This is a genomic window from Paraburkholderia sp. BR14320 (assembly GCF_040948665.1).
Taxonomy (GTDB): domain Bacteria; phylum Pseudomonadota; class Gammaproteobacteria; order Burkholderiales; family Burkholderiaceae; genus Paraburkholderia; species Paraburkholderia youngii.
On record NZ_JBFPKG010000007.1, the window covers coordinates 193,414 to 212,882 of the forward strand.

Here is a 19,469-nt window from a genome sequence, read left to right on the forward strand (position 1 = left end):
CCTACGGTAGCCAAAATCGTTTCGGTAGAACGTACCAGTGGGCCGGTCCCGTTTGTGTATGGAAACGAACATTGATGGGTACCTTTTTCCCGTACCTTTTGTACCCGTCGGTAGCAAATGCCGGACTAATAAAAAGACTGCTCGCCACAAAATGGCTTTAATCGTCGAGGAATTCGCGTTTTGTGTGTGAGAGACAGTCATCAGGTCAACACCATCGAGGCGAGAGAGATGCCGAACTTAATATTTGGCCTATTAGTGTGCTTTCTGATTACTTTTATCGTCGTCAAAAGCGCTCGGCTAGGTGGCGGCATTGGTCTCGACAACCAACTCGATGGCGTGCAAAAGATGCACGCTACGGCGGTGCCCCGCGTGGGTGGGATCGCGGTCGCGCTCGCGGTCGCGCTAACACTAGCGCTCGGCGCATTGCTCGGCAGTAATCCGCGCATGGAGGTTTTTAAATTGCTTCTATGCGCATTGCCAGTTTTTCTCGGCGGTATCATCGAGGACTTCACCAAGCAGGTAAGTCCAGCGGCGCGATTGCTATGTGCAATCGTTTCTGCGGCAATTGGCGATTTTGCGCTAGGGGCCGTCGTCGATCGTGTGGATCTTCCGCTGATAGATTCCCTTCTTGTCTATTCGCCGATCGCGCTGGGCCTCACTTTGCTCATGGTGTCCGGCTTGACCAACGCGTTTAATCTAATCGACGGCTTCAACGGATTGGCCGGTGGAGTGGCAGTTCTGATACTGGCCTCGATTGGTTTCGTCGCACATCAGGTCGACGACTGGCTGATTCTCAGCGTGTCCCTGACGATGATCGGCGCCATCCTGGGCTTCCTCGTGTGGAACTACCCATCCGCGGCGATCTTCCTCGGCGACGGGGGTGCCTACTTCATCGGCTTTACGATTGCCGAACTCGTCGTTCTCCTTATAGCGCGTCATCCGAATGTCTCCGCCTGGTACGCTGTCGTCGTGACGATTTATCCGATCTTCGAAACCGTCTTCACGATCTACCGGCGGCGCATTGTGCGCGGCTGCGCGGCAGGCGAGCCTGACGGCATCCATTTGCACACGTTGATCTTCAGGCGGATGGTGCGCCGCGCAGCTCATCCCGAAACGACACGCCAGCGCACGAGGCGCAACGCGAGAACGTCGCCATATCTTTGGACGATTAGCCTCATCAGCATCGTGCCGGCGACGTTCCTTTGGAATAACGAAGTAGCGCTCTTTGCGACCGCGATAACCTTCATGGCGGTCTACGTCTGGCTGTATGTATCGATCGTCAAATTCAGGGCACCGCGCTGGCTCGTGATTTACATGCCGCGCGATTCGTTGCCCGCTCCAAGCGAAACACCGGCTAATCACCCCGCTGAGCAGCCATCCCAGGCAGAATAAATTCGCATATCAACTGGACAGAGCGGACCAGTCTTCCATTAAAAAAATTCTCATTGCAGTCGGCTGTGCACTCCTCATCGTGCAAAGCCGAATGTGCGAATGACCTAGTCATTTTTTTCTGTAGGCAATCGTACCCGGAGCGATTATGGCGCGTATGGATTCACGCAGTGCAAACGTCAGCGCAGTTGTCGTTGGCGGCGAATTGAACGGCCTTGGCGTCGTAAGGTCGCTCGCCCGGCACGGTATTCGGACCTTGACTGTCGACATGGAAAGTAGAGCTGCCTTCTGGTCTCGCCACACGCAGGGCCGGCTAATCAGAAATCTCGAAGGAAGAGAATTCATCGACGACATGATTGAAATAGGCAGAAGAATGAGCGAGCCGCCGGTTCTGATGTTGACGGCCGAACCAGCGGTTCATGCTGTTTCAGAAAACATCGACGAAATATCGAAGTGGTTTCGTGTTCGGATTCCGACCGACGAGAAGGTAAAGCTTCTGAGCAGTAAGGCGAGTTTCCACGTGTTCGCACAAGTCAACGATTTTGAGGTTCCGCGTACCGTCGTTCTTGAAAGTGTCTCCGATATGGCACTGCTGGGTATGCTGCAATTCCCATGTGTGATGAAACCCGATGACAAGCGAAGCGCATTAAGCGGAAAAAAGGAACGCGCGCTTCGCATCGAAACGCTAAAAGAGGCCCGCGAGCAAGCAGCCGTCATGCTCGAGACTCCGGGAGGAATCGTGGTGCAGGAATGGATCGAAGGGGCGGATAGCAACATCTATTTCACGCTCTTTTATCGTGGTGCGGATGGACAGCCAATCGCAACCTTCACCGGCCGCAAGCTCTCCTGCTATCCCCGCAACGTAGGTAGCACAGCGGTATGTGTTGCCGCGCCCGACGCGCACAAAGTACTCGAGCCCATCACGTTGGCTTTCGCGGAATGCGCGAGCATGGCCGGCATGGGCAGCATGGAATACAAGTGGGACGATCATCGCCGGAAGTTCGTGATGATCGAACCCACCGTTGGAAGAACGGACTGGCAGGAAGAAATCGCTACCTTGTGCGGGACGAATATCCCAGTCGCGGCCTACCAGCACGAGATAGGACTACCTGTGACAACGGGCACTGCAAACCGTGTGAGCGTCGCGTGGCGGGCGTCAATCGCCGACAAGCCGCCACCTCAACTGCTGACGGGCATCACGGAGATCGTGGACGGCTATTTTCGCACCGAGGACCCGTTTCCCGCTTTGAGACAGTACTGCATGGGAAATCCGTTGCGCCGACTGCGGCAGATGATGCAGAGAGATGTGATCACAAATCGACCCGAAAATCTGTTAAGTGGGAGGAACTAATGGCAACGACCGATACCGCAATCATTGGTGCAGGACCTTATGGCTTGTCTCTCGCGGCTCACCTGGATGCGGCGGGCGTGCCTCACCAGGTATTAGGCACGCCTATGGAAGGCTGGAGAAACTTCGCGCCACCGGGCATGCTGATGCGCTCCGACGGCTGGTCCACGAGTCTCTATGCACCGCAGCGCGGTTATGCGCTTCAGGACTATTGCGCGCTGAGGGGCATCCGCTACCAGCCGATCGGCATGCATCTGACACGCGAAACATTTATTGATTACGGACTGTGGTTTCAACAACAGCTCGTCGACGATTTAAAGCAGGTCGATGTCGTCGATATGCGCCGCGTGGACGGGATGTTCCGTCTGGCGCTGAGTGACGGCACTTCCATCGTCGCGCGCCGCGTGGTGCTGGCGCTGGGGCTCAAGGGTTTCGAAAAGACGCCCCCGGTTCTGCAAGGGCTGCCACGAGAATTCGTCTCCCATTCCTGCGAGTACGGAAACCTCGATTGGGTGCGAGGAAAGGATATCGTTATCGTGGGTGGCGGACAGTCGGCACTCGGCCTCGCCGCGCTCATGAACGAAAACGGTGGTCGTATCCGCGTGCTCGCGCGTGAACCTGTCGTGACGTGGAACAACAAACCACAGAACAACCGGAGCCTTATATCGAGGCTGATAAGGCCGGATGGGCGAATCGGCCCGGGTTGGCGCGCCCATATCATCGCGGAATGGCCGTTCGTGTTTCGCGCATTTGGCGCACAGCGCCGGAAGCAGGTCGTAAATTCCACGTGGGGCCCGTCTGGCGCCTGGTGGCTGCGCGATCGCGTCGTCGACCAGGTGGACGTGACGGTCGGCAGCCAGATACGTCACGCGGCCATTGATGGAAATCGCATCGTCCTGCAGGTCTCCATGAAAGACCAGCAATCGCAATTAGAGGCCGACCACGTGATCGCGGCGACCGGGTTCAAGACCGACCTCAGTCGACATGCGTTTCTTTCAACGGAAATCGTCCAGTCGATGTCCCTTCAAGACGGTGTGCCGGAGCTTACGCGCCATTTCGAGACCGGTGTTCGCGGTCTCTATGTGATTGGACCCGCATCCGCATACAGCTTTGGTCCTGTGATGCGATTCATCTACGGAGCGAAATACGCTGCGCCGCAGGTTGCACGGCATATCCTGAAGCGTTATCGGCACGATAGCCCCGCGCCGCGAACGACGCCCGCCGCAGCAACCACGGAAGCAATTCCGAATCAGGCAGACCATTAAACGCCATCCATGCGGATCGTGTCGAGCTCAGGTTCATCGATACGCCAACTGTCTACTCAGTGAGTGTGCCCAATGATGATTCCCCAGCGAAACAGCGCCGTGAAAGAAATCATGGCTCGCTGCTTGTCCTTTTCCGGTATGACGTGGCTAACGCGAACTTTGCTATGGCGTGACAGAGTCGCGATCCTGCTGTATCACGATCCGGACCCTGCAACGCTCGATGTCCATTTGACCCATTTGCGGAAGATCTGCGATGTGATTCCGCTCGCGGCTCTCAATGAGCCCAGCAAAGGCCGACCTCGTGCAGTCGTTACTTTTGACGATGGCCACGCAGGTAATGCTGATCTTCTGCCGGTTTTCATAAAACATAAGGTTCGCCCGACCATTTTCCTATGCAGTCGAATCGTCGCGCGCCGGCGCAGGCATTGGTGGTTGCATCCGTCAGCGGAACAGGCCGGTATCGAGCGGCTGAAGCGACTAGGGAATTCGCGCCGGCTGGCCGAACTCGAGGTGAGAGGATTCGCGCAGGACGGTGAAGACATGCCGTCGGGACTGACCCATGAGCAGATCCAAACGATGAAACCTTACGTGGACTTTCAGGCGCACACGCGGTTTCATCCGATATTGACGCGCTGTGAGGCATCCGAATGTGAGGAAGAAATCGCGGGTTCGCGGCACGAGGTTGGAGCTTTACTGAATAGCGAGTGCACTCACTTCGCGTATCCGAACGGCAACTACGGCGCGCGGGAGATCGAATACGTGAAGGCGGCGGGATTCAAGACCGCTCGCACCTGCGACGTTGGCTGGAACGATAGCCAAACCGACCCTTACCGTTTGCGCACGATCATCATTACCGACGACGCGTCACCCACCTGGTTCGCCGCCCAATTGACAGGCATCCCGGTTTTTCTGCGCTACTTGCGAGGTGGCTCGTGGGATGGACGCTTTCCGCAGTTCTAGTTGGCGGAGGCCGAATGTCCGTCCGGCTGTAACCTGGTTGCGGCTATTAAACGAACGCTGGAGTCAACTTTCATGAGGTTCGCTTACTGGGTCTGCGGCCTGTTGGTCACCGGGCTCATTGCAGCGCAGTCATTGCGGCTACTCGCGGATCGCGGCGATGCGGCAGTCAGCGAGCCGCCAGCCAGCGATCTGCTGGGTACGCCCCCGGCTGCGCGCACTATCGTCACACCAGCCCTCGTTGACCCAGTGAATCCGTTTGATTTTGGTGCGAAGTGCGATGGCGTGTCGGACGATTCGTCAGCGTTCCAGGCCGCGCTGGATGCCGGCGACGTACGGGTGCCGGCTGGGACCTGCGTGATCGACCACACGGTCAAAATTACGGTCAGCCATCGGCACATGGAATGTGCGAAAGGCACGACGCTCAGGCAGACCAGGCCGGTATTCAGCATGTTTTCCGTCGTCGCACCGGACGGGAAAACGCTGACTGGCGACAGCATCGCCAATTGCGTATTCGAAGGAACCAATTCCGCTGCTCCACGTTTTGTTCTCGACGACGATGCGCTGCACTACAACATTCCCGTCGAGACGCGGGACAGGGTCAGCGACTTCACGCTTGTCGGCAACACCTTCAAGCGATTTTTTGGCCAGGCGATGTTTCAGACCTACGGGGAAGTGGACGGCGGCAGCGGCGACGTCATTGCGTATAACCGTTTCGAGAGCTGCGGATACTATGGCGCCGTATTCGTCGCGCATCGGCACGGATACATTGGACATAATGTTCTGATAGATTGCGCGGTAGGTGTCGAGAACGACAATGCGCAGCAACTGGGCGGCGATAACGTGATCGAATACAACGACGTGAGGGCAATTCACGGCTATGGAGCGCCCGATATGGGCGCGTCGGTGCTGCTGACGGGTGGCACGGCCGGCGACGCAGACTACTCGACCAACATCGTGCGTTACAACACCGTAATGGGAGTTAGCAAAAAGGCGTACTATTCGTTCGCAATACGGCCAAGTATCATATGGCAAAAGGCGAGCGGCGGCGCCGCACAGTATCGGCAAAACACCTGCGTGAGAGGATGCAAAGTCGTTCAGTAATAAGCGCAACTGTGCTGCATTGAACGGAGGTGCGCGGCCGGGAGTTGGGAATCCCGACTGATGGATCGGTTTTTCAATCGAGCCAACTGAGGTCGCGTTACTTAAGTGAGGTTCAAGATGACGACTCTTATACGAATAATCGGTACGATCGCGTTTCTATTCGTGGTCTACCTTGCTCTCAGAGCCGTCGCGGACGTCCTGTTTTCGGATACGTCGAAGAATGGCCGGCTCCGCCAGCGGCGCTTGCGCTCCTCGAGTAGCGCCGATCGAGAGGCAAATATTGAAAGCCAGCAGAAAGCGGCGGATCACAACGGCCGCGGCTAGCGAGCCGCATATGCGCTGCACCTACCTCCGCACGCCAACCTGAAGTCCCCCGCTCAGCTTGATCACGACGCACGCCAACCGTGATCTACGCGCCGTGCTGCCGAACCCACAGGGTCCGACAGCGCTCCATCGTCAAACGGCCTCGAAGCGGTCCAGATTCATCACCTTGACCCACGCAGCGACGAAGTCGCGCACGAACTTCTGCTGTCCATCCTCGCTCGCATAGACCTCACTCAGCGCGCGCAGAACGGAGTTCGCGCCGAACACGAGGTCCACGCGCGTGCCGATCCATTTCGCCTTGCCGCTCTTGCGCTCACTCCCCTGGAACACGTCGCTGGCAACCGTCAGCGGCTTCCACTGCGTGTCCATGTCGAGCAGGTTGCGGAAAAAATCGGTCGTCAGTGCGCCCGGACGATCCGTGAAGACGCCGCGCGCTTCGCCGCCAGCCTGGACGCCCAGCACGCGCAGGCCGCCCACCAGTACCGTCATTTCGGGCGCCGTGAGCGTGAGCTGTTGCGCCTTGTCGACGAGCAGTACCTCAGCCGGCACACGGTAGCTGCCTTTCACGAAGTTGCGGAACCCATCGCCGAGCGGTTCGAGCATGCCGACAGATTCGACGTCGGTCTGCTCCTGCGACGCGTCCATGCGACCCGCCGCGAATGGCACCGTAATTTCGTGACCCGCCTTTTTCGCGGCTTCCTCGATGCCGACACCGCCCGCGAGCACGATCAGATCAGCGAGCGAAATCTTCTTTCCGTTCGACTGTGAACGGTTGAACCCGGCCTGAATGCCTTCGAGCGTCCCGAGCACCTTCGCGAGTTTCGCGGGCTCGTTCACAGCCCAATCCTTTTGCGGAGCGAGGCGGATGCGCGCACCGTTGGCGCCGCCGCGCTTGTCCGATCCACGGAACGTCGACGCCGAAGCCCACGCGGTCTGTACGAGTTCAGCAATCGACAGCCCCGAGTCGAGAATCCTTCGCTTCAGCGAGACGACGTCCTGTTCTGCAACGAGCGGGTGATCAACGGCCGGAATCGGGTCTTGCCAGATCAATTCCTCGGCAGGCACTTCCGGACCGAGGTAGCGGGCGCGCGGCCCCATATCGCGGTGTGTCAGCTTGAACCAGGCACGCGCGAATGCATCGGCAAACTCATCGGGATGCTCCATGAAGCGCCGCGAGATCTTCTCGTAGGCCGGGTCGAAGCGAAGCGACAGATCGGTCGTCAGCATCGTCGGCTTGAGCTTCTTCGAGGCGTCGTGCGCGTGAGGAATCGTTTCCTCCGCGTCTTTTGCAACCCATTGGTGCGCGCCGGCCGGACTCTTCGTCAGTTCCCATTCGTAAGCGAAAAGGTTGTGGAAGAAGCCTGTGCCCCATTGGGTCGGCGTGCTGGTCCAGGTGACTTCGAGTCCGCTCGAGATCGCGTCGGCACCCGCGCCGGCTCCGAAGCTGCTGTTCCAGCCGAGCCCCATGTTCTCCAGACCGGCGGCTTCGGGCTCGGGCCCGACGTTGCCGGCAGGGCCCGCGCCGTGCGTCTTGCCGAACGTATGGCCACCCGCGATCAACGCGACGGTTTCCTCGTCGTTCATGGCCATCCGAGCGAAGGTTTCCCGAATGTCGCGCGCGGCCGCGACAGGATCGGGGTTGCCATCCGGACCTTCCGGGTTCACGTAGATGAGCCCCATCTGCACCGCCGCGAGCGGATTTTCGAGATCGCGGTCGCTGTCGGTATGGCTCGTTTCCTGGCCGCGCAACGCCGTGGCGGCCACGACCACGCGTTCATCGTCATTGGCAGGCGCGCCCTTGCCATAGCGCACGTCGCCGTTCAGCCATGTCTTTTCGTTGCCCCAGTACACGTCCTGATCGGGTTCCCATGTGTCCTCGCGGCCGCCGGCGAAACCGAAGGTCTTGAAACCCATGGTCTCCAGCGCGACGTTCCCGGTAAGGATCAGCAGATCGGCCCACGAAATCTTCTGGCCGTACTTCTGCTTGACGGGCCAAAGGAGGCGCCGGGCCTTGTCGAGGTTTACGTTGTCGGGCCAGCTGTTCAGCGGCGCGAAGCGTTGCTGTCCACGGCCGCTACCACCGCGACCGTCGCTCGTGCGATACGTGCCTGCGCTATGCCACGCCATGCGGACGAACAGCGGTCCGTAGTGGCCGAAGTCGGCCGGCCACCAGTCCTGCGAGTCGGTCATCAGCGCGGCGAGGTCCTTCTTTAGCGCCGCTAGGTCGAGCGTCTTGAAGGCTTCGGCGTAGTTGAAGCCGGGGTCGAGAGGATTGGATTTGTGCGAATGCTGGCTCAATAGATCGAGCCGAAGCTGCTTGGGCCACCAGTCGCGGTTGGTCGTACCACCGCCAGCGGCGTGATTGAACGGACACTTGCCTTTGTTCGGCATGAATCTTCCTGCTTTGGTTGATTGGTTTTGACGGCCGCGCAGCGCCTGCTAGTCCTGCCACCGTGAGCCGAGAATCTGCCCGCAGAAATTGCTCCTGCAATATTCCGGATCGAGGCGATCGAGAATGTCAGCGCTCCGCGTACCGAAGGTCGTCTGCGGACGGTGAGCAACGCCACGCCCGATCGCACCGATGATCTCCTGCCTGAAGTGCTTGCCGCGCGGATAAGCGGCCAGCACTCCCGCGCGCTCCCCATCCGTGTGGGTTTCGAAATGCGCTGCGACGAGATCCGTACATACTGCGGCTGCCAGCACCTTCGCGAGTGGCGACACGCGCTCCGGGATGCCCGGCGATGTGTGCAGCGCGATGGCGTTCCACGCATCGTCCTGTGCGTGAATGCTCGCGCCGTGATGACGCAGAAGCCGACGCGCCGCATCGGCCCCGTCCAATTCATAGCGCGCGGTCGAATGGGCATACGCCGCGCTCAGTCCCATGTTCGCGTACATCGAACTCACGTAGAGCGCATCCATATCGCACACGATGCCGACTCGGCGGGCGTTCAGCGCCGCGAAGACGAACACCCGGTGCGCATGGCCGAGCAACACGGCCGGCAGCGCTGCATGAGCGCTCTCGGCAGCGGCGAGCGCCACCGATGTGCGCGGAATGCGGATACCCACGATATTTGCGTCCGCTCCGGATGAGCGTGGTCGCATGTCCATTTCCTTTGCGTCGATATGAGGTGTCGCGCGCGGTCCGCTCAGAACGCGAAGCAGCTACAGCCGAGCGCGCCCCAGAATGAGTTGGCGTCGCCGGCCGGCACATTGCTGCGCCATGCCCAACCGTGCGCATGGCTGTGCACGCCGCAAAGGTTCACGCACGCGTCGGTGCACGACTGCGCGAGCACGGCGTTCGTCACGACGGGCTTGTAGCGCGCATAGCCACCGAACTCCGCGACCGGCGACCACACGGGACTCACCGGCAGCGCAGGTGGATTCAGCGAGTCGAACTCCGCGTCGGCATACACGACGCGGCCGTTCACGACCGTCAGCACCGACTCGAGATGTTTGATCGACTCTTCGTCGATCGTGAAGAAGTCGTCGCTCAGGACCGCGAAGTCGGCGTACTGGCCGGGTACCAGCGCGCCCTTCTTCGTTTCGTCGTTGGAGAACCACGCGCTGCCCACCGTGTAGCGGCGCAACGCTTCCATGCGTTCGAGACGGTCGCGCTGCGCGTACATCGGCGTGCCGCCCACGGTGCGCCCGGACACGAGCCAGTACAGCGACACGAACGGGTTGAAGCTCGCCACGCGGGTGGCGTCGGTGCCCGCGCCGACAGGCAACCCGGCTTCGAGCATCTTGCGCACGGGCGGTGTGTGCGCCGCGGCCCCGGCGCCGTAACGCGCGATGAAGTACTCGCCCTGATACGCCATCCGATGCTGGATGGCGATGCCGCCTCCGAGCGCCGCGATGCGCTCGATGTTGCGCTCCGAAATCGTCTCGCAGTGGTCGAAGAACCAGCGCAGGCCGTCGAACGGCGTGTCGGCGTTCACGCGCTCGAACACGTTCAGGAAGCGCTCGATCGACTCGTCGTAGGTCGCGTGCAGACGCCACGGCCAGCGGTTGCGCACCAGCAGGCGCACGACCTCTTCGAGTTCCTTCTCCATGCCTTCCGGCAGGTCGGGACGCGGCTCGAGAAAGTCTTCGAAGTCCGCCGCCGAGAACACCAGCATTTCGCCCGCGCCGTTGACCTTCAGGAAGTCGTCGCCGTCGCCGGGACGGGTGGCTTTCACCCACTTCGCGAAGTCCTCGATCTCGCGCTTCGCGTTCTGCGTGAACAGGTTGTAGGCGATACGCACGGTGAGCTGATCGCGCTTCGCGAGTTCCATGATGACCGCGTAGTCGTCGGGGTAGGCCTGATAGCCGCCGCCCGCGTCGATCGCGCTCGTCACGCCGAGGCGGTTGAGTTCGCGCATGAACTGGCGTGATGAATTCATCTGGTCGTCGAAGGGCAGCTTCGGCCCCTTCGCGAGCGTCGCGTAGAGCAGGCCCGCATTCGGACGCGCGATCAGCATGCCGGTGGGATTGCCGCGCCGGTCGCGCTGGATCTCGCCGCCGGGAGGATTCGGCGTGTCGCGCGTGTAGCCGACCGCACGCAGCGCCGCCGCGTTGAGCAGCGCGCTGTCATACAGATGCAGAATGAAAACCGGCGTGTCAGGTGCGATCGCGTTGATTTCATCGAGCGTGGGACCGCGCTTTTCCGCAAACTGAAATTCGTTCCAGCCGCCGACCACGCGCACCCATTGCGGCGCCGGCGTGGGCGCGACCTGCGCGCGCAACATCTCGAGCGCGTCGGCAAGCGACGGGACTCCGTCCCAGCGCAATTCCATGTTGAAGTTCAGGCCGCCGCGAATCACGTGCAGATGCGAGTCGTTCAGACCCGGAATCACGGTGCGGCCGTTCAGATCGATACGGCGCGCATCGTCACGCGCCCATTGCATGACATCGCGCTCACTGCCGGTCGCCACGATCTTGCCGTCAGCGACGGCCAGCGCCGTGACGAACGAACGACGCTCGTCCTGGGTCGCAATCTTGCCGTTGTAGATCACCAGGTCGGCGATGCGGACAGGTTGATTGGGTGCGCTCATCGACGCCCTCCTATGTGCTCTATTCGATTTGCCCTTTGCGCCTCATGACGGCGCAAAGGGTGTGAGATGCGGGCGAGCGTGCGGAACGACGCTCGCCTCGCATCGCTTCGCTCGACTGCGGCCCAGCTTCAAGGTCAGGCTGCTTCGCTCGCGTGTTCGCCGAGGATCTGCTTCGCGTAGCGCACGCCGATGCCGTACGCGCTGTGCGCCTTGAAGATGTCCATGCAGCCTTCGTAGGTCTCGCCACGGGCCCAGTCGCGTTGCAGTTCGCACATGAACTGCAGCGAGGTCATCGGCACCGCGCCGGCCTGGATCACGCGCTGGATCGCGCGCTCGTGCGCTTCTTCCGTGATGTCGCCGCATGCGTCGGTCGGCACGTAGATCTCGAAGCCTTCCGCGAGCATCTGGACGGTCGGGAACGCCACGCACACTTCCGTCCACAGACCGGCGATCACGATCTTCTTGCGGCCCGTGGCCTTGATCGCCGCGCGAAAGCCCGCGTCTTCCCACGAGTTCATCGAGGTGCGATCGACCGGCTTGATCTGCGGGAACACCTGCTGCACTTCGGGCAGCAGGTGGCCGCTGAACGAGTCCGCGGCGATCGTCGTGAGGACCGTCGGCACCTTGAACAGCCTGGCGGCCTTCGCGAGGATCTGCACGTTGTGCAGGACGGTGGTGCGCTCGTGCGAGTGCGTGCCGAAGAACATCTGCGGCTGGTGGTCGATCAGCGCGAGTGCGCAGTTCTCGGGGGTCAGCAGTTCAAAAGCCATGGTTGCTCCAGTGAAGGACAGGTACGGACAAGCGATGCCGCGCGCAGCGGTCATCGAACGCGTGCAGCTTACGGATCGCGCGGCTTAAAGTCCTTGGGAAAACCTGAAGCGTTATGAAAGGTTCGGCTCGCCTGAAGCGAGCGCGCAAGAGTGGACGTCAGTCCAGGAAGAAGGGGAGTAGGGCGGCTACCCCTGAAGACGTTCGGCCAGACTCACGAGACGCTGAAAATCCGGCGCCTTCGATGCGACGTCGATCTGGCTGATCCGTTCACTGAGCAGATCTCTGGCAGCGGCAACTTCTCCGCGATCGAGCAGGTGTTCCGCAAGCTGATATTCGGCGCGCATTGCCCAAAGCGGGGCGCCGTCGGAATTCGCCTGCTCGATCGCCGCTCTGAGCAGGCGTTCCCCTTTCTGTCGACGTTGTGCGATTTCGGCTGCGGGTGCTTCACCGAGTGCGGCACACTGCAATTCGAGCCAGCCCCGAACACGCGACAATTCAGGCACGTTAAAGCGATTGCCATTCGCCTTGGCAAACGCGAGCGCCTCATCCAGCCGTACCCGGGCCTCTTCTATGCGGCCAACCCGGCCCAGCGCTTCCGCATACAGCACATAGATTGGCATGACCACCCGCTGGAATCCGCGAGCAACGAGCCGCTGCAGTACGGGCTCCAACCGTTCCAGCACGTTGTCGTCTCGCCCGGCCATCACGTCTGCCTTGACGGCAAGATACTCCGCATAGTCCCGCCAGTTATCGAGTCGGTGACTTGCAGCTTGCGAGCGCAATAACGCCAGATAATTCGACGCCGCCTGGTGCTCTCCCGATTCGAGCGCGACGGGTACGGCAATGAGTGCGAGTACGTGATTGAGCGACGGTTCGAGCATATCGCCGCGAATCCGGTCCAACGAACGTTCAACGAGCCGCATTGCGCGCTCGGGCTTGCCCTGCAGCAGGGCGATCCGTGCCAAGGTACCGGTCGCCCAGATCAGCGGGTCGATGGTCAGCCATGTTCCCGCCGAGATCGGCAGGCTCTGTCCGGCGATAGATTCGATTGCCTGCTCCAATCGCTCACCGGCCTGCTCCTGTTCGCCCAGGTAGTGCAACGAAATCGCAATCATCTGCTCCGCGAGGGACTGCCGCCACGGTGAATCGCCGCCTGAGACCGCATGCTGATACCGCATTGCGTAGCGCATCGAGGTATGGATGTCGCCTGTTGTGAGCATGGTATTCCACAGCCCCCAAAGCGCATCGATGGCAAATTCGTCGTTGCCGGTCGCGCGTGCGAGCCGTAGCACGCGCTCCCACAACAAAGGCGCCCGAGCGACGTCCTCGCCGGTGTGGATCAGGGACGCCGCGTACGCAGCGCATAATTTCATCTCGCACTCGGCATCGACGGCGCCGGCAGGCAGGCCATCCAGCACAGTCAATGCGCGTCGCGCCCGCTCGCAGCACTCTCTGACATGCGAAGCCCCGAGCAACCGGCCGACAAGTGCGCTGGCAAGAGCTACGCCGAGAGCCGGGTCGCCTTCCGCGGAAAAAGCCCAGTCGTATGCGCTGCGTGCGTCATCCAGTGAAAACCGTGGGCTCGCGCCAGGCTCTTCGTCGTCGCCGCCCGCAACGAAGGGCCCATTCCCTTCGATATAGCTGCGCATATAGCGCACGTGACGCGCTGCAATGATCTGGGACTCGCCTTCGTCGCGCAGCTTCTCGAGCGCATAGGCGCGGGTACTTTCGGTGAGCCGATAAAACGCGATGGCCCCGCGAAACTCGACATTCAGCAAAGACTTGGTAGCCAGCTCCGACAGGCTCGAGATGATCACCGCAACCGACATATCAGGTTCAGCCGCGACTGCACACACCGCCTCGAAACTGAATGTGCTGAAAAAGCGGCCGGTTCTGCGAAACAGCGCCTGCGACGCGCTGTCGAGCATCATGTAGCTCCAATCGAAGGTTGCCCGCAAGGTCTGATGGCGCGGCAACCCGGATCGCAAACCGCCGGTGAGCAGGTTCAATCGGTCGTCGAGCCGTGAGGCAACACCTTCGAGGCCGAGCGTTGCCACCCGCGCTGCGGCGAGTTCGATTGCGAGCGGCAGCCCGCCGAGACGGCGGCAAATCTCGGCGACGAGCGTAATGCTCGCCTCGTCGTGCGCACACTCGGGTGCGAGGATAAAAGCGCGGCGCAGAAACAGTACGACGGCCGAGCAACCGAGTATCGCATCGGTCATTTCTCCGCTCGCTGGGACCGCAAGCGGCTCGAGGCGCAGCACGGTTTCACCCCAGATATGCAGAGGCTCGCGACTGGTCACCACAAAACGCGCCAGAGGGTTGCGCGCTACCAGCGCATCGACGAGGCTCGCGACCACATCGATCACGTGCTCCGCGTTGTCCAGGATGACGAGGCAATTGGACGCTGCGATCGCGGCCGCGATCGCAGCCTCGTATGTATCGTCCGGGCCCATGATCACGCCAAGCGCTTCGGCCAGCGTGGCGAGCACCGTATCGCGCGATGATGCCTTCCACAGCTCGACGAAACATACGTGCCGTCCGTATCGGCTTTCCATTTCACTCGCCACGTAGCGAGCGAGGCAGGTCTTGCCGATACCGCCCGCCCCCACCAAGGTGATGACGGCCGTCGAGCCGATCTGTTCGATTATTCGTGCAACCTCGTCTTCACGTCCGATGGGAAATTCACCGCGCATTTGCGCTGCCTTCCCAGCGACTACAAGACTGTCCGTGCCGCGGGCCGGAATGCCCTCGGTCGGCCGAACAAGCACATAGCCGCGGCCGGGTACCGTTTTGATCAGATCGCGATCGGCACCCAGCAGCTTGCGCAGCGCAGCCATATGAACCTGAAGGCGATTCTCCTCGACGATGACGCCTGGCCAGACGGCGTCCATGATTTCATCCTTGGAGAGTACCGCGCCGCGGGCCCGGTACAACTCTTCGAGAATCGCAAACGCGCGTGCGCCCAGCCGTACAGGCTGCCCGTTCTGTCTGATTTCGCGCTGGTCGAAATCGACACTCAAAGTGCCGATCTCAATCATGGTCATCTCCAGGCAGTAGGGTCGTGGCTGAGCACTGGATGACTTGCATCAGGTTGAATTTCCATTCCGGGGAACAACAAACACATAGGCTTCGAAACCAGTCCGTACCCGTGCTCTCTGCATTTTCGCCAACAAATTGTAATCAATCGCCGAAGCCTACGTATTGAACAAAAATCCACTCTAAACCCTGTCTTTGAGCGCTCACATCTCGACGACTCATCTGCGCGCCATTTCGGAACGGGTACACCGGCCGCCTCCAAAACACCCGTTGACACGCCGAATCCCCCACGGCCGTCGATCGCCGGCGCTTTTGTCATGGTATAAATGTCACCCTTTTGATGGATTCGACGGAGCCCGATTCGCGTTTTCCCGGACGATCTTGCCCAGGTTTTATTGCTATCTACTCGCCTCCCATGATTTCGCGCGAATCTCCCGCCAGCGTTCCGCAACTGCCAAAGGACAATCTGGGTTGCGTCGCGGGTAAGCTCAGCAAAGACTTCGAAGCGGTCGGCAACGATATCTCCTTCTACCGCAAGTGCATGGCCGAGCCTGACTTGAGTCGCATTGCCATGCCGGCAAACGAGCGAGGCTTTCTGGTAGGGGTGTCGCTCGGCAACGGTCATCAGAGAAGGATTCTTCGAGGCGCACGCTCATTCGTCAGCCGGTTCGACCTTGACTCCATCTACATCCGGGATTTCTCCGAAGACTATCAAGCGGATATGTACGGCAATTTCGATTTTGTCCTCGTCGAATTATCCCGCTCGTTTTTTACACGACTCGAGAATGAACACCACGCACCGGGCATCTCGGGCCTAATCTGCGCCAACGGGCAGAAAGATCCCGTATTAGGGCATCTTTCGCGCGCACTCACGGCAAGTCTCGAAGCGACAGGCCCGCTCAGCCGACTTTTCGTCGAGCAGGTGGGGCTTGGCCTCGGCACGCATATCGCGAGGCGGTACGGAAACTTTGCTTCGGCTGACGTGCGCGTCAGCCGCGGATTATCCAGCGCCATCGAGGCTCGTGCCAAGGAGCTTTTGCTCGACAGCAACCGCAGCGATATCTCCATTGCCGACATTGCGCGCGAATGCAACCTGTCGCGCGGCTATTTCATCCGGGCGTTTTCCAAGTCCACCGGCCGCACGCCACATCAGTGGTTGCTGGAACAACGCGCGAAACAGGCGCGCCAACTCCTGGAAGAGACCGATATGACGCTATCGGAAATCGCCGCGATTTGCGGGTTTGCAGATCAAAGCCATCTGAGCCGCGTGTTCGTCAGGCTAATCGGCACAACGCCCGGAGCGTGGCGTAATCGCGCGATCTAGGAAGCCATCGGCGCCGCTGACCGGAGAGCCGGACGCGCGATCAGGAAGAATTCAACGGGGCTTCAGAACAACGGCGAGCGGCCGAGGCGGCTTATTGCCGGCCGTCTTCTATACCTATAGATAATGGCGTCTTTCCCTGTGCCACCCTACGATTCGGTGCGACGTTCGAGAGCAGCGTGATTTCCACGATCACGCGCAAATCTGTAGTTCACCGCGGTTTGGCGAGATGCGCCATCCGGGCCTGCTGGAGGGAGGACGCATCATGTACGTTTTTGATCGAGTTGCGGTCTCCCTCGACGGACGACAGGTGTTTCGCGACGGTCAGGCTCAGCCGATCGGCGCGCGAGCATTCGATATCCTCGAACTGCTGATCCGGTCCGGTGGAAAACTGGTCACGAAAGACGAGATCATGCGTCTCGTCTGGCCCACCACGTTCGTGGTCGAGAACAACATCCAGGTTCATATTTCGGCACTACGCAAGCTCTTTGGCGACGGTTGGATTCGCACTGTACCAGGCCGGGGCTACCAGCTTCGCACGCCGTCCCATATGGCTGCGCCTCATGCACCGAGTCAGGAGCTTGCCGCCGAAAAGGCGGTCGAGAGTGTCATCAGGCAGCGGTCGTGGCGGCTCGTTGGCCGCGATGACGACGCCAACATGCTGTACGAGATGCTACAGCGCGGATCGTTCGTGACGGTAAGCGGCCCGGGCGGCGTTGGAAAAACACGGCTCGCGTTGAGTGTCGCGAGAGCATGGGTCGACAGCAACCATTTCGAGCTATGCCACGTCGACTTCGCCGGGCACGACACCCAGCACTCGTGTCTACTCGCGGTACTCGAGAAGCTTGGCGGCGCTCTAGGCAGCCATGCGCCGACGATCGCCGATGTAGTGCAAACGGTGGGCAACCGGCAAATCGTCTTCGTATTCGACCACTGCGAAAGAGTCCTCCAGGCCGTAGCCTCGCTATGCGAATGCATCGCGGCATCGAACGGCCATGCCGTCATTCTGACGACGAGCCGTGAACCGTTGCGCGCAATGGGCGAACGGGTCTACTCGATCTCGCCATTGACACTGCCCGACGAAAACGCCGGCGGAGCGGAGATGCTCGCGAGCGGCGCTATCAGGATGTTCTTCGAACACGCGCAGGCGTCCGGAATCCGCTTTCCCGCCGACCCGGGAACGCTCAATGTGATCGCCGATATTTGCCGGCGTCTCGGCGGCTTGCCGCTCGCGATCGAACTTGCCGTCGCGCGGGCCGCGCTACTCGGCGTGCAAGGACTACTTCGCGAACTCGAGAAATCGATACTGTGGCTTTCGGGCGGACTCAGAACCGCCCATCCGCGTCAAAAGACGCTACGCGCAACGGTCGAGTGGAGCTACGCGCTGCTCAGCGAGGCTGAGTGCGCGGTGTTGCGCCGGCTCGCCGTATTCCCTCGCAGGTTCAATCTCGCGGGTGCCTGCGACGTCATTTCCTGCGCGGACATTGGACGGGACGCCGCACTTACCAGCGTCCTTAGCCTCGCGAAAAAATCATTGCTGACTTTGCATACCGAGGGTCCGGTCAAGAGTTATTCGCTGTTGCCGGTCGTGAAAGCCTACGCGATCGAGCGGCTAATGGAATCCGGCGAGTGGCCGTCCTTCCGTTTCCGCTACGTGTCCTCGAAAGACAACGCACCCGCCAATTTCGCTTCCTGAGCCCGCCGGAGCGCAAGAACACCACTGTCCATAGGATAATGGCGCCGAAGTGAAACCCGCTGTTGTTTTTTCCGCCTATTGAATGGGCTCAAACCTCTATAATTCATGGCCATTGTGTACATCGTCGACGACGATGCGTTGATCCGTAGAAGTCTGGCGGGCTTGCTGAAATCCGCCGGTCATACGGCAACGTGTTTCGAGTCAGGAGAAGCCTTCCTCGCGTCGGAGACCGTGGCGCAAGCCTGCTGCATTCTTCTCGATCTCAAGCTCGGCGGCATGAACGGCCTCGACGTGCAACGGGCGCTGATCGAGCGTGGAACGTCGATCCCTGTCATTTTTATATCGTCGCACGGCGAAGAGGAAGTGGTCGACAAAGCGCTCCGGCAAGGGGCAATCGCCTTCTTCCATAAGCCGTTTTCGGTCGACAGGATATTGGCGTTGATTGATGAAACCGGAACGCGCCAACGTTCCGCTGCGAGTCCATCGTGAGCGGATCTCTGGCGCCCTGTGATAACGGGTCCATCCTCTCGGGCAACACGACTATGCGCGTTTCCGAATCTGCCGCGCGAACTGACCATGTGAAGCAAAGCGCCGAATCCATCGTTTATGTGATCGACGACGACGCAATCCTACGACGCTCGCTGAGTTCGCTATTGCGCTCGTACGACCTTCGCGTCGAGACTTTCGCGACGTCCAGCGAGTTCCTCGCATTTCCCCGCCCCGCTGTGCAGAGCTGCCTGATCCTGGACATGCGGCTCGAAGACGAGGACGGACTGACCGTGCAGCAGAAGATCGGCAACGCGGGGCTCGGCATTCCCGTGATCTTCATGACCGGCTACGGCGACGTCGCAAGCTCGGTGACCGCGATGAAAGGCGGAGCGTTGGACTTTCTGACCAAGCCGTTCGAGGACCACGAACTGCTCGATGCGATCCAGCGCGCGTTCGCGATCGACAAACAACGCCTCGAGCGCGAGCGTTCGCTCGCCGACGTATCGCGTGCTCATCAGTCGCTTACGCCAAGAGAGCGCGAAGTGATGACTCTCGTGATTTCCGGCCTGATGAACAAGCAGATCGCCGCAACCCTGAACCTTCAGGAGATCACGGTGAAGGTTCATCGCAGCCAGGTCATGAAGAAGATGAAGGCGAGAACATTGCCCGATCTCGTTCGTATGGCCGAAGCGCTTGGCATCGAGCCCGCGGAAAAGACGTTCTGACCTTCTGA

The 19,469-nt window shown here is 60.4% G+C and carries 14 protein-coding genes; 9 read left to right on the forward strand and 5 right to left on the reverse strand.

The window, feature by feature from the left end; translation table 11 throughout:
* The first annotated feature begins 186 nt into the window (after positions 1-186).
* The 5 genes from AB3X89_RS10205 (at position 187) to AB3X89_RS10225 (ending at position 6,063) form a co-directional block, all read left to right on the forward strand.
* Entirely contained in the window at positions 187-1,392 is a 1,206-nt protein-coding gene (locus AB3X89_RS10205) for a glycosyltransferase (RefSeq protein ID WP_368583159.1), read from the forward strand.
* A 154-nt stretch (positions 1,393-1,546) separates the two neighbouring features.
* A complete protein-coding gene (locus tag AB3X89_RS10210; RefSeq protein WP_368583160.1) occupies positions 1,547-2,740 on the forward strand; it encodes a carboxylate--amine ligase in 1,194 nt (397 codons plus the stop codon).
* Positions 2,740-4,002 (forward strand): SidA/IucD/PvdA family monooxygenase, encoded by a 1,263-nt coding sequence (locus AB3X89_RS10215; protein ID WP_368583161.1) that lies wholly within the window; start codon positions 2,740-2,742, stop codon positions 4,000-4,002. The genes AB3X89_RS10210 and AB3X89_RS10215 overlap by 1 nt, the downstream gene beginning before the upstream one ends.
* A 75-nt stretch (positions 4,003-4,077) precedes the next feature.
* On the forward strand, positions 4,078-4,962 hold the full coding sequence (locus tag AB3X89_RS10220; RefSeq protein ID WP_368583212.1) for a polysaccharide deacetylase family protein: 885 nt from the start codon (positions 4,078-4,080) through the stop codon (positions 4,960-4,962).
* A 72-nt stretch (positions 4,963-5,034) separates the two neighbouring features.
* A complete protein-coding gene (locus AB3X89_RS10225) occupies positions 5,035-6,063 on the forward strand; it encodes a hypothetical protein (RefSeq protein ID WP_368583162.1) in 1,029 nt (342 codons plus the stop codon).
* Between the two features lie 456 nt (positions 6,064-6,519).
* Here the strand turns inward: AB3X89_RS10225 and katG are convergent, their stop codons facing one another.
* The 5 genes from katG to AB3X89_RS10250 all read right to left on the reverse strand — a co-directional run bounded on the left by katG (position 6,520) and on the right by AB3X89_RS10250 (position 15,232).
* A complete protein-coding gene (gene katG, locus AB3X89_RS10230) occupies positions 6,520-8,778 on the reverse strand; it encodes a catalase/peroxidase HPI (protein WP_368583163.1) in 2,259 nt (752 codons plus the stop codon).
* Between the two features lie 48 nt (positions 8,779-8,826).
* Positions 8,827-9,495, reverse strand: coding sequence for a phosphohydrolase (locus AB3X89_RS10235; RefSeq protein WP_368583164.1), 669 nt, complete (start codon positions 9,493-9,495; stop codon positions 8,827-8,829).
* A 38-nt stretch (positions 9,496-9,533) separates the two neighbouring features.
* Positions 9,534-11,420: an amidohydrolase gene (locus AB3X89_RS10240; protein WP_368583165.1), complete on the reverse strand. Its 1,887-nt coding sequence runs from the start codon at positions 11,418-11,420 to the stop codon at positions 9,534-9,536.
* A 134-nt stretch (positions 11,421-11,554) separates the two neighbouring features.
* On the reverse strand, positions 11,555-12,190 hold the full coding sequence (locus tag AB3X89_RS10245) for a hydrolase (protein ID WP_013092691.1): 636 nt from the start codon (positions 12,188-12,190) through the stop codon (positions 11,555-11,557).
* 186 nt (positions 12,191-12,376) lie between these two features.
* Positions 12,377-15,232, reverse strand: coding sequence for a winged helix-turn-helix domain-containing protein (locus AB3X89_RS10250; protein ID WP_368583166.1), 2,856 nt, complete (start codon positions 15,230-15,232; stop codon positions 12,377-12,379).
* A gap of 413 nt (positions 15,233-15,645) precedes the next feature.
* Here AB3X89_RS10250 and AB3X89_RS10255 point away from each other — a divergent pair, with 413 nt between their 5' ends.
* The 4 genes from AB3X89_RS10255 (at position 15,646) to AB3X89_RS10270 (ending at position 19,461) form a co-directional block, all read left to right on the forward strand.
* Positions 15,646-16,554: a helix-turn-helix domain-containing protein gene (locus tag AB3X89_RS10255; protein ID WP_368583167.1), complete on the forward strand. Its 909-nt coding sequence runs from the start codon at positions 15,646-15,648 to the stop codon at positions 16,552-16,554.
* A 262-nt stretch (positions 16,555-16,816) separates the two neighbouring features.
* Positions 16,817-18,247: a winged helix-turn-helix domain-containing protein gene (locus AB3X89_RS10260; RefSeq protein ID WP_368583168.1), complete on the forward strand. Its 1,431-nt coding sequence runs from the start codon at positions 16,817-16,819 to the stop codon at positions 18,245-18,247.
* 105 nt (positions 18,248-18,352) lie between these two features.
* Positions 18,353-18,736: a response regulator transcription factor gene (locus AB3X89_RS10265; RefSeq protein WP_368583169.1), complete on the forward strand. Its 384-nt coding sequence runs from the start codon at positions 18,353-18,355 to the stop codon at positions 18,734-18,736.
* 53 nt (positions 18,737-18,789) lie between these two features.
* Positions 18,790-19,461: a response regulator transcription factor gene (locus AB3X89_RS10270; protein WP_368583170.1), complete on the forward strand. Its 672-nt coding sequence runs from the start codon at positions 18,790-18,792 to the stop codon at positions 19,459-19,461.
* The last annotated feature ends 8 nt before the right edge of the window (positions 19,462-19,469 follow it).

Coding starts and splice junctions, on each gene's coding strand:
- AB3X89_RS10210 (WP_368583160.1), top strand. CDS start 1,547: ATGGATTCACGCAGTGCAAACGTCAGCGCAGTTGTCGTTGGCGGCGAA.
- AB3X89_RS10215 (WP_368583161.1), top strand. CDS start 2,740: ATGGCAACGACCGATACCGCAATCATTGGTGCAGGACCTTATGGCTTG.
- AB3X89_RS10220 (WP_368583212.1), top strand. CDS start 4,078: ATGATTCCCCAGCGAAACAGCGCCGTGAAAGAAATCATGGCTCGCTGC.
- AB3X89_RS10225 (WP_368583162.1), top strand. CDS start 5,035: ATGAGGTTCGCTTACTGGGTCTGCGGCCTGTTGGTCACCGGGCTCATT.
- katG (WP_368583163.1), bottom strand. CDS start 8,778: ATGCCGAACAAAGGCAAGTGTCCGTTCAATCACGCCGCTGGCGGTGGT.
- AB3X89_RS10235 (WP_368583164.1), bottom strand. CDS start 9,495: ATGGACATGCGACCACGCTCATCCGGAGCGGACGCAAATATCGTGGGT.
- AB3X89_RS10240 (WP_368583165.1), bottom strand. CDS start 11,420: ATGAGCGCACCCAATCAACCTGTCCGCATCGCCGACCTGGTGATCTAC.
- AB3X89_RS10245 (WP_013092691.1), bottom strand. CDS start 12,190: ATGGCTTTTGAACTGCTGACCCCCGAGAACTGCGCACTCGCGCTGATC.
- AB3X89_RS10250 (WP_368583166.1), bottom strand. CDS start 15,232: ATGATTGAGATCGGCACTTTGAGTGTCGATTTCGACCAGCGCGAAATC.
- AB3X89_RS10255 (WP_368583167.1), top strand. CDS start 15,646: ATGATTTCGCGCGAATCTCCCGCCAGCGTTCCGCAACTGCCAAAGGAC.
- AB3X89_RS10260 (WP_368583168.1), top strand. CDS start 16,817: ATGTACGTTTTTGATCGAGTTGCGGTCTCCCTCGACGGACGACAGGTG.
- AB3X89_RS10265 (WP_368583169.1), top strand. CDS start 18,353: ATGGCCATTGTGTACATCGTCGACGACGATGCGTTGATCCGTAGAAGT.
- AB3X89_RS10270 (WP_368583170.1), top strand. CDS start 18,790: ATGCGCGTTTCCGAATCTGCCGCGCGAACTGACCATGTGAAGCAAAGC.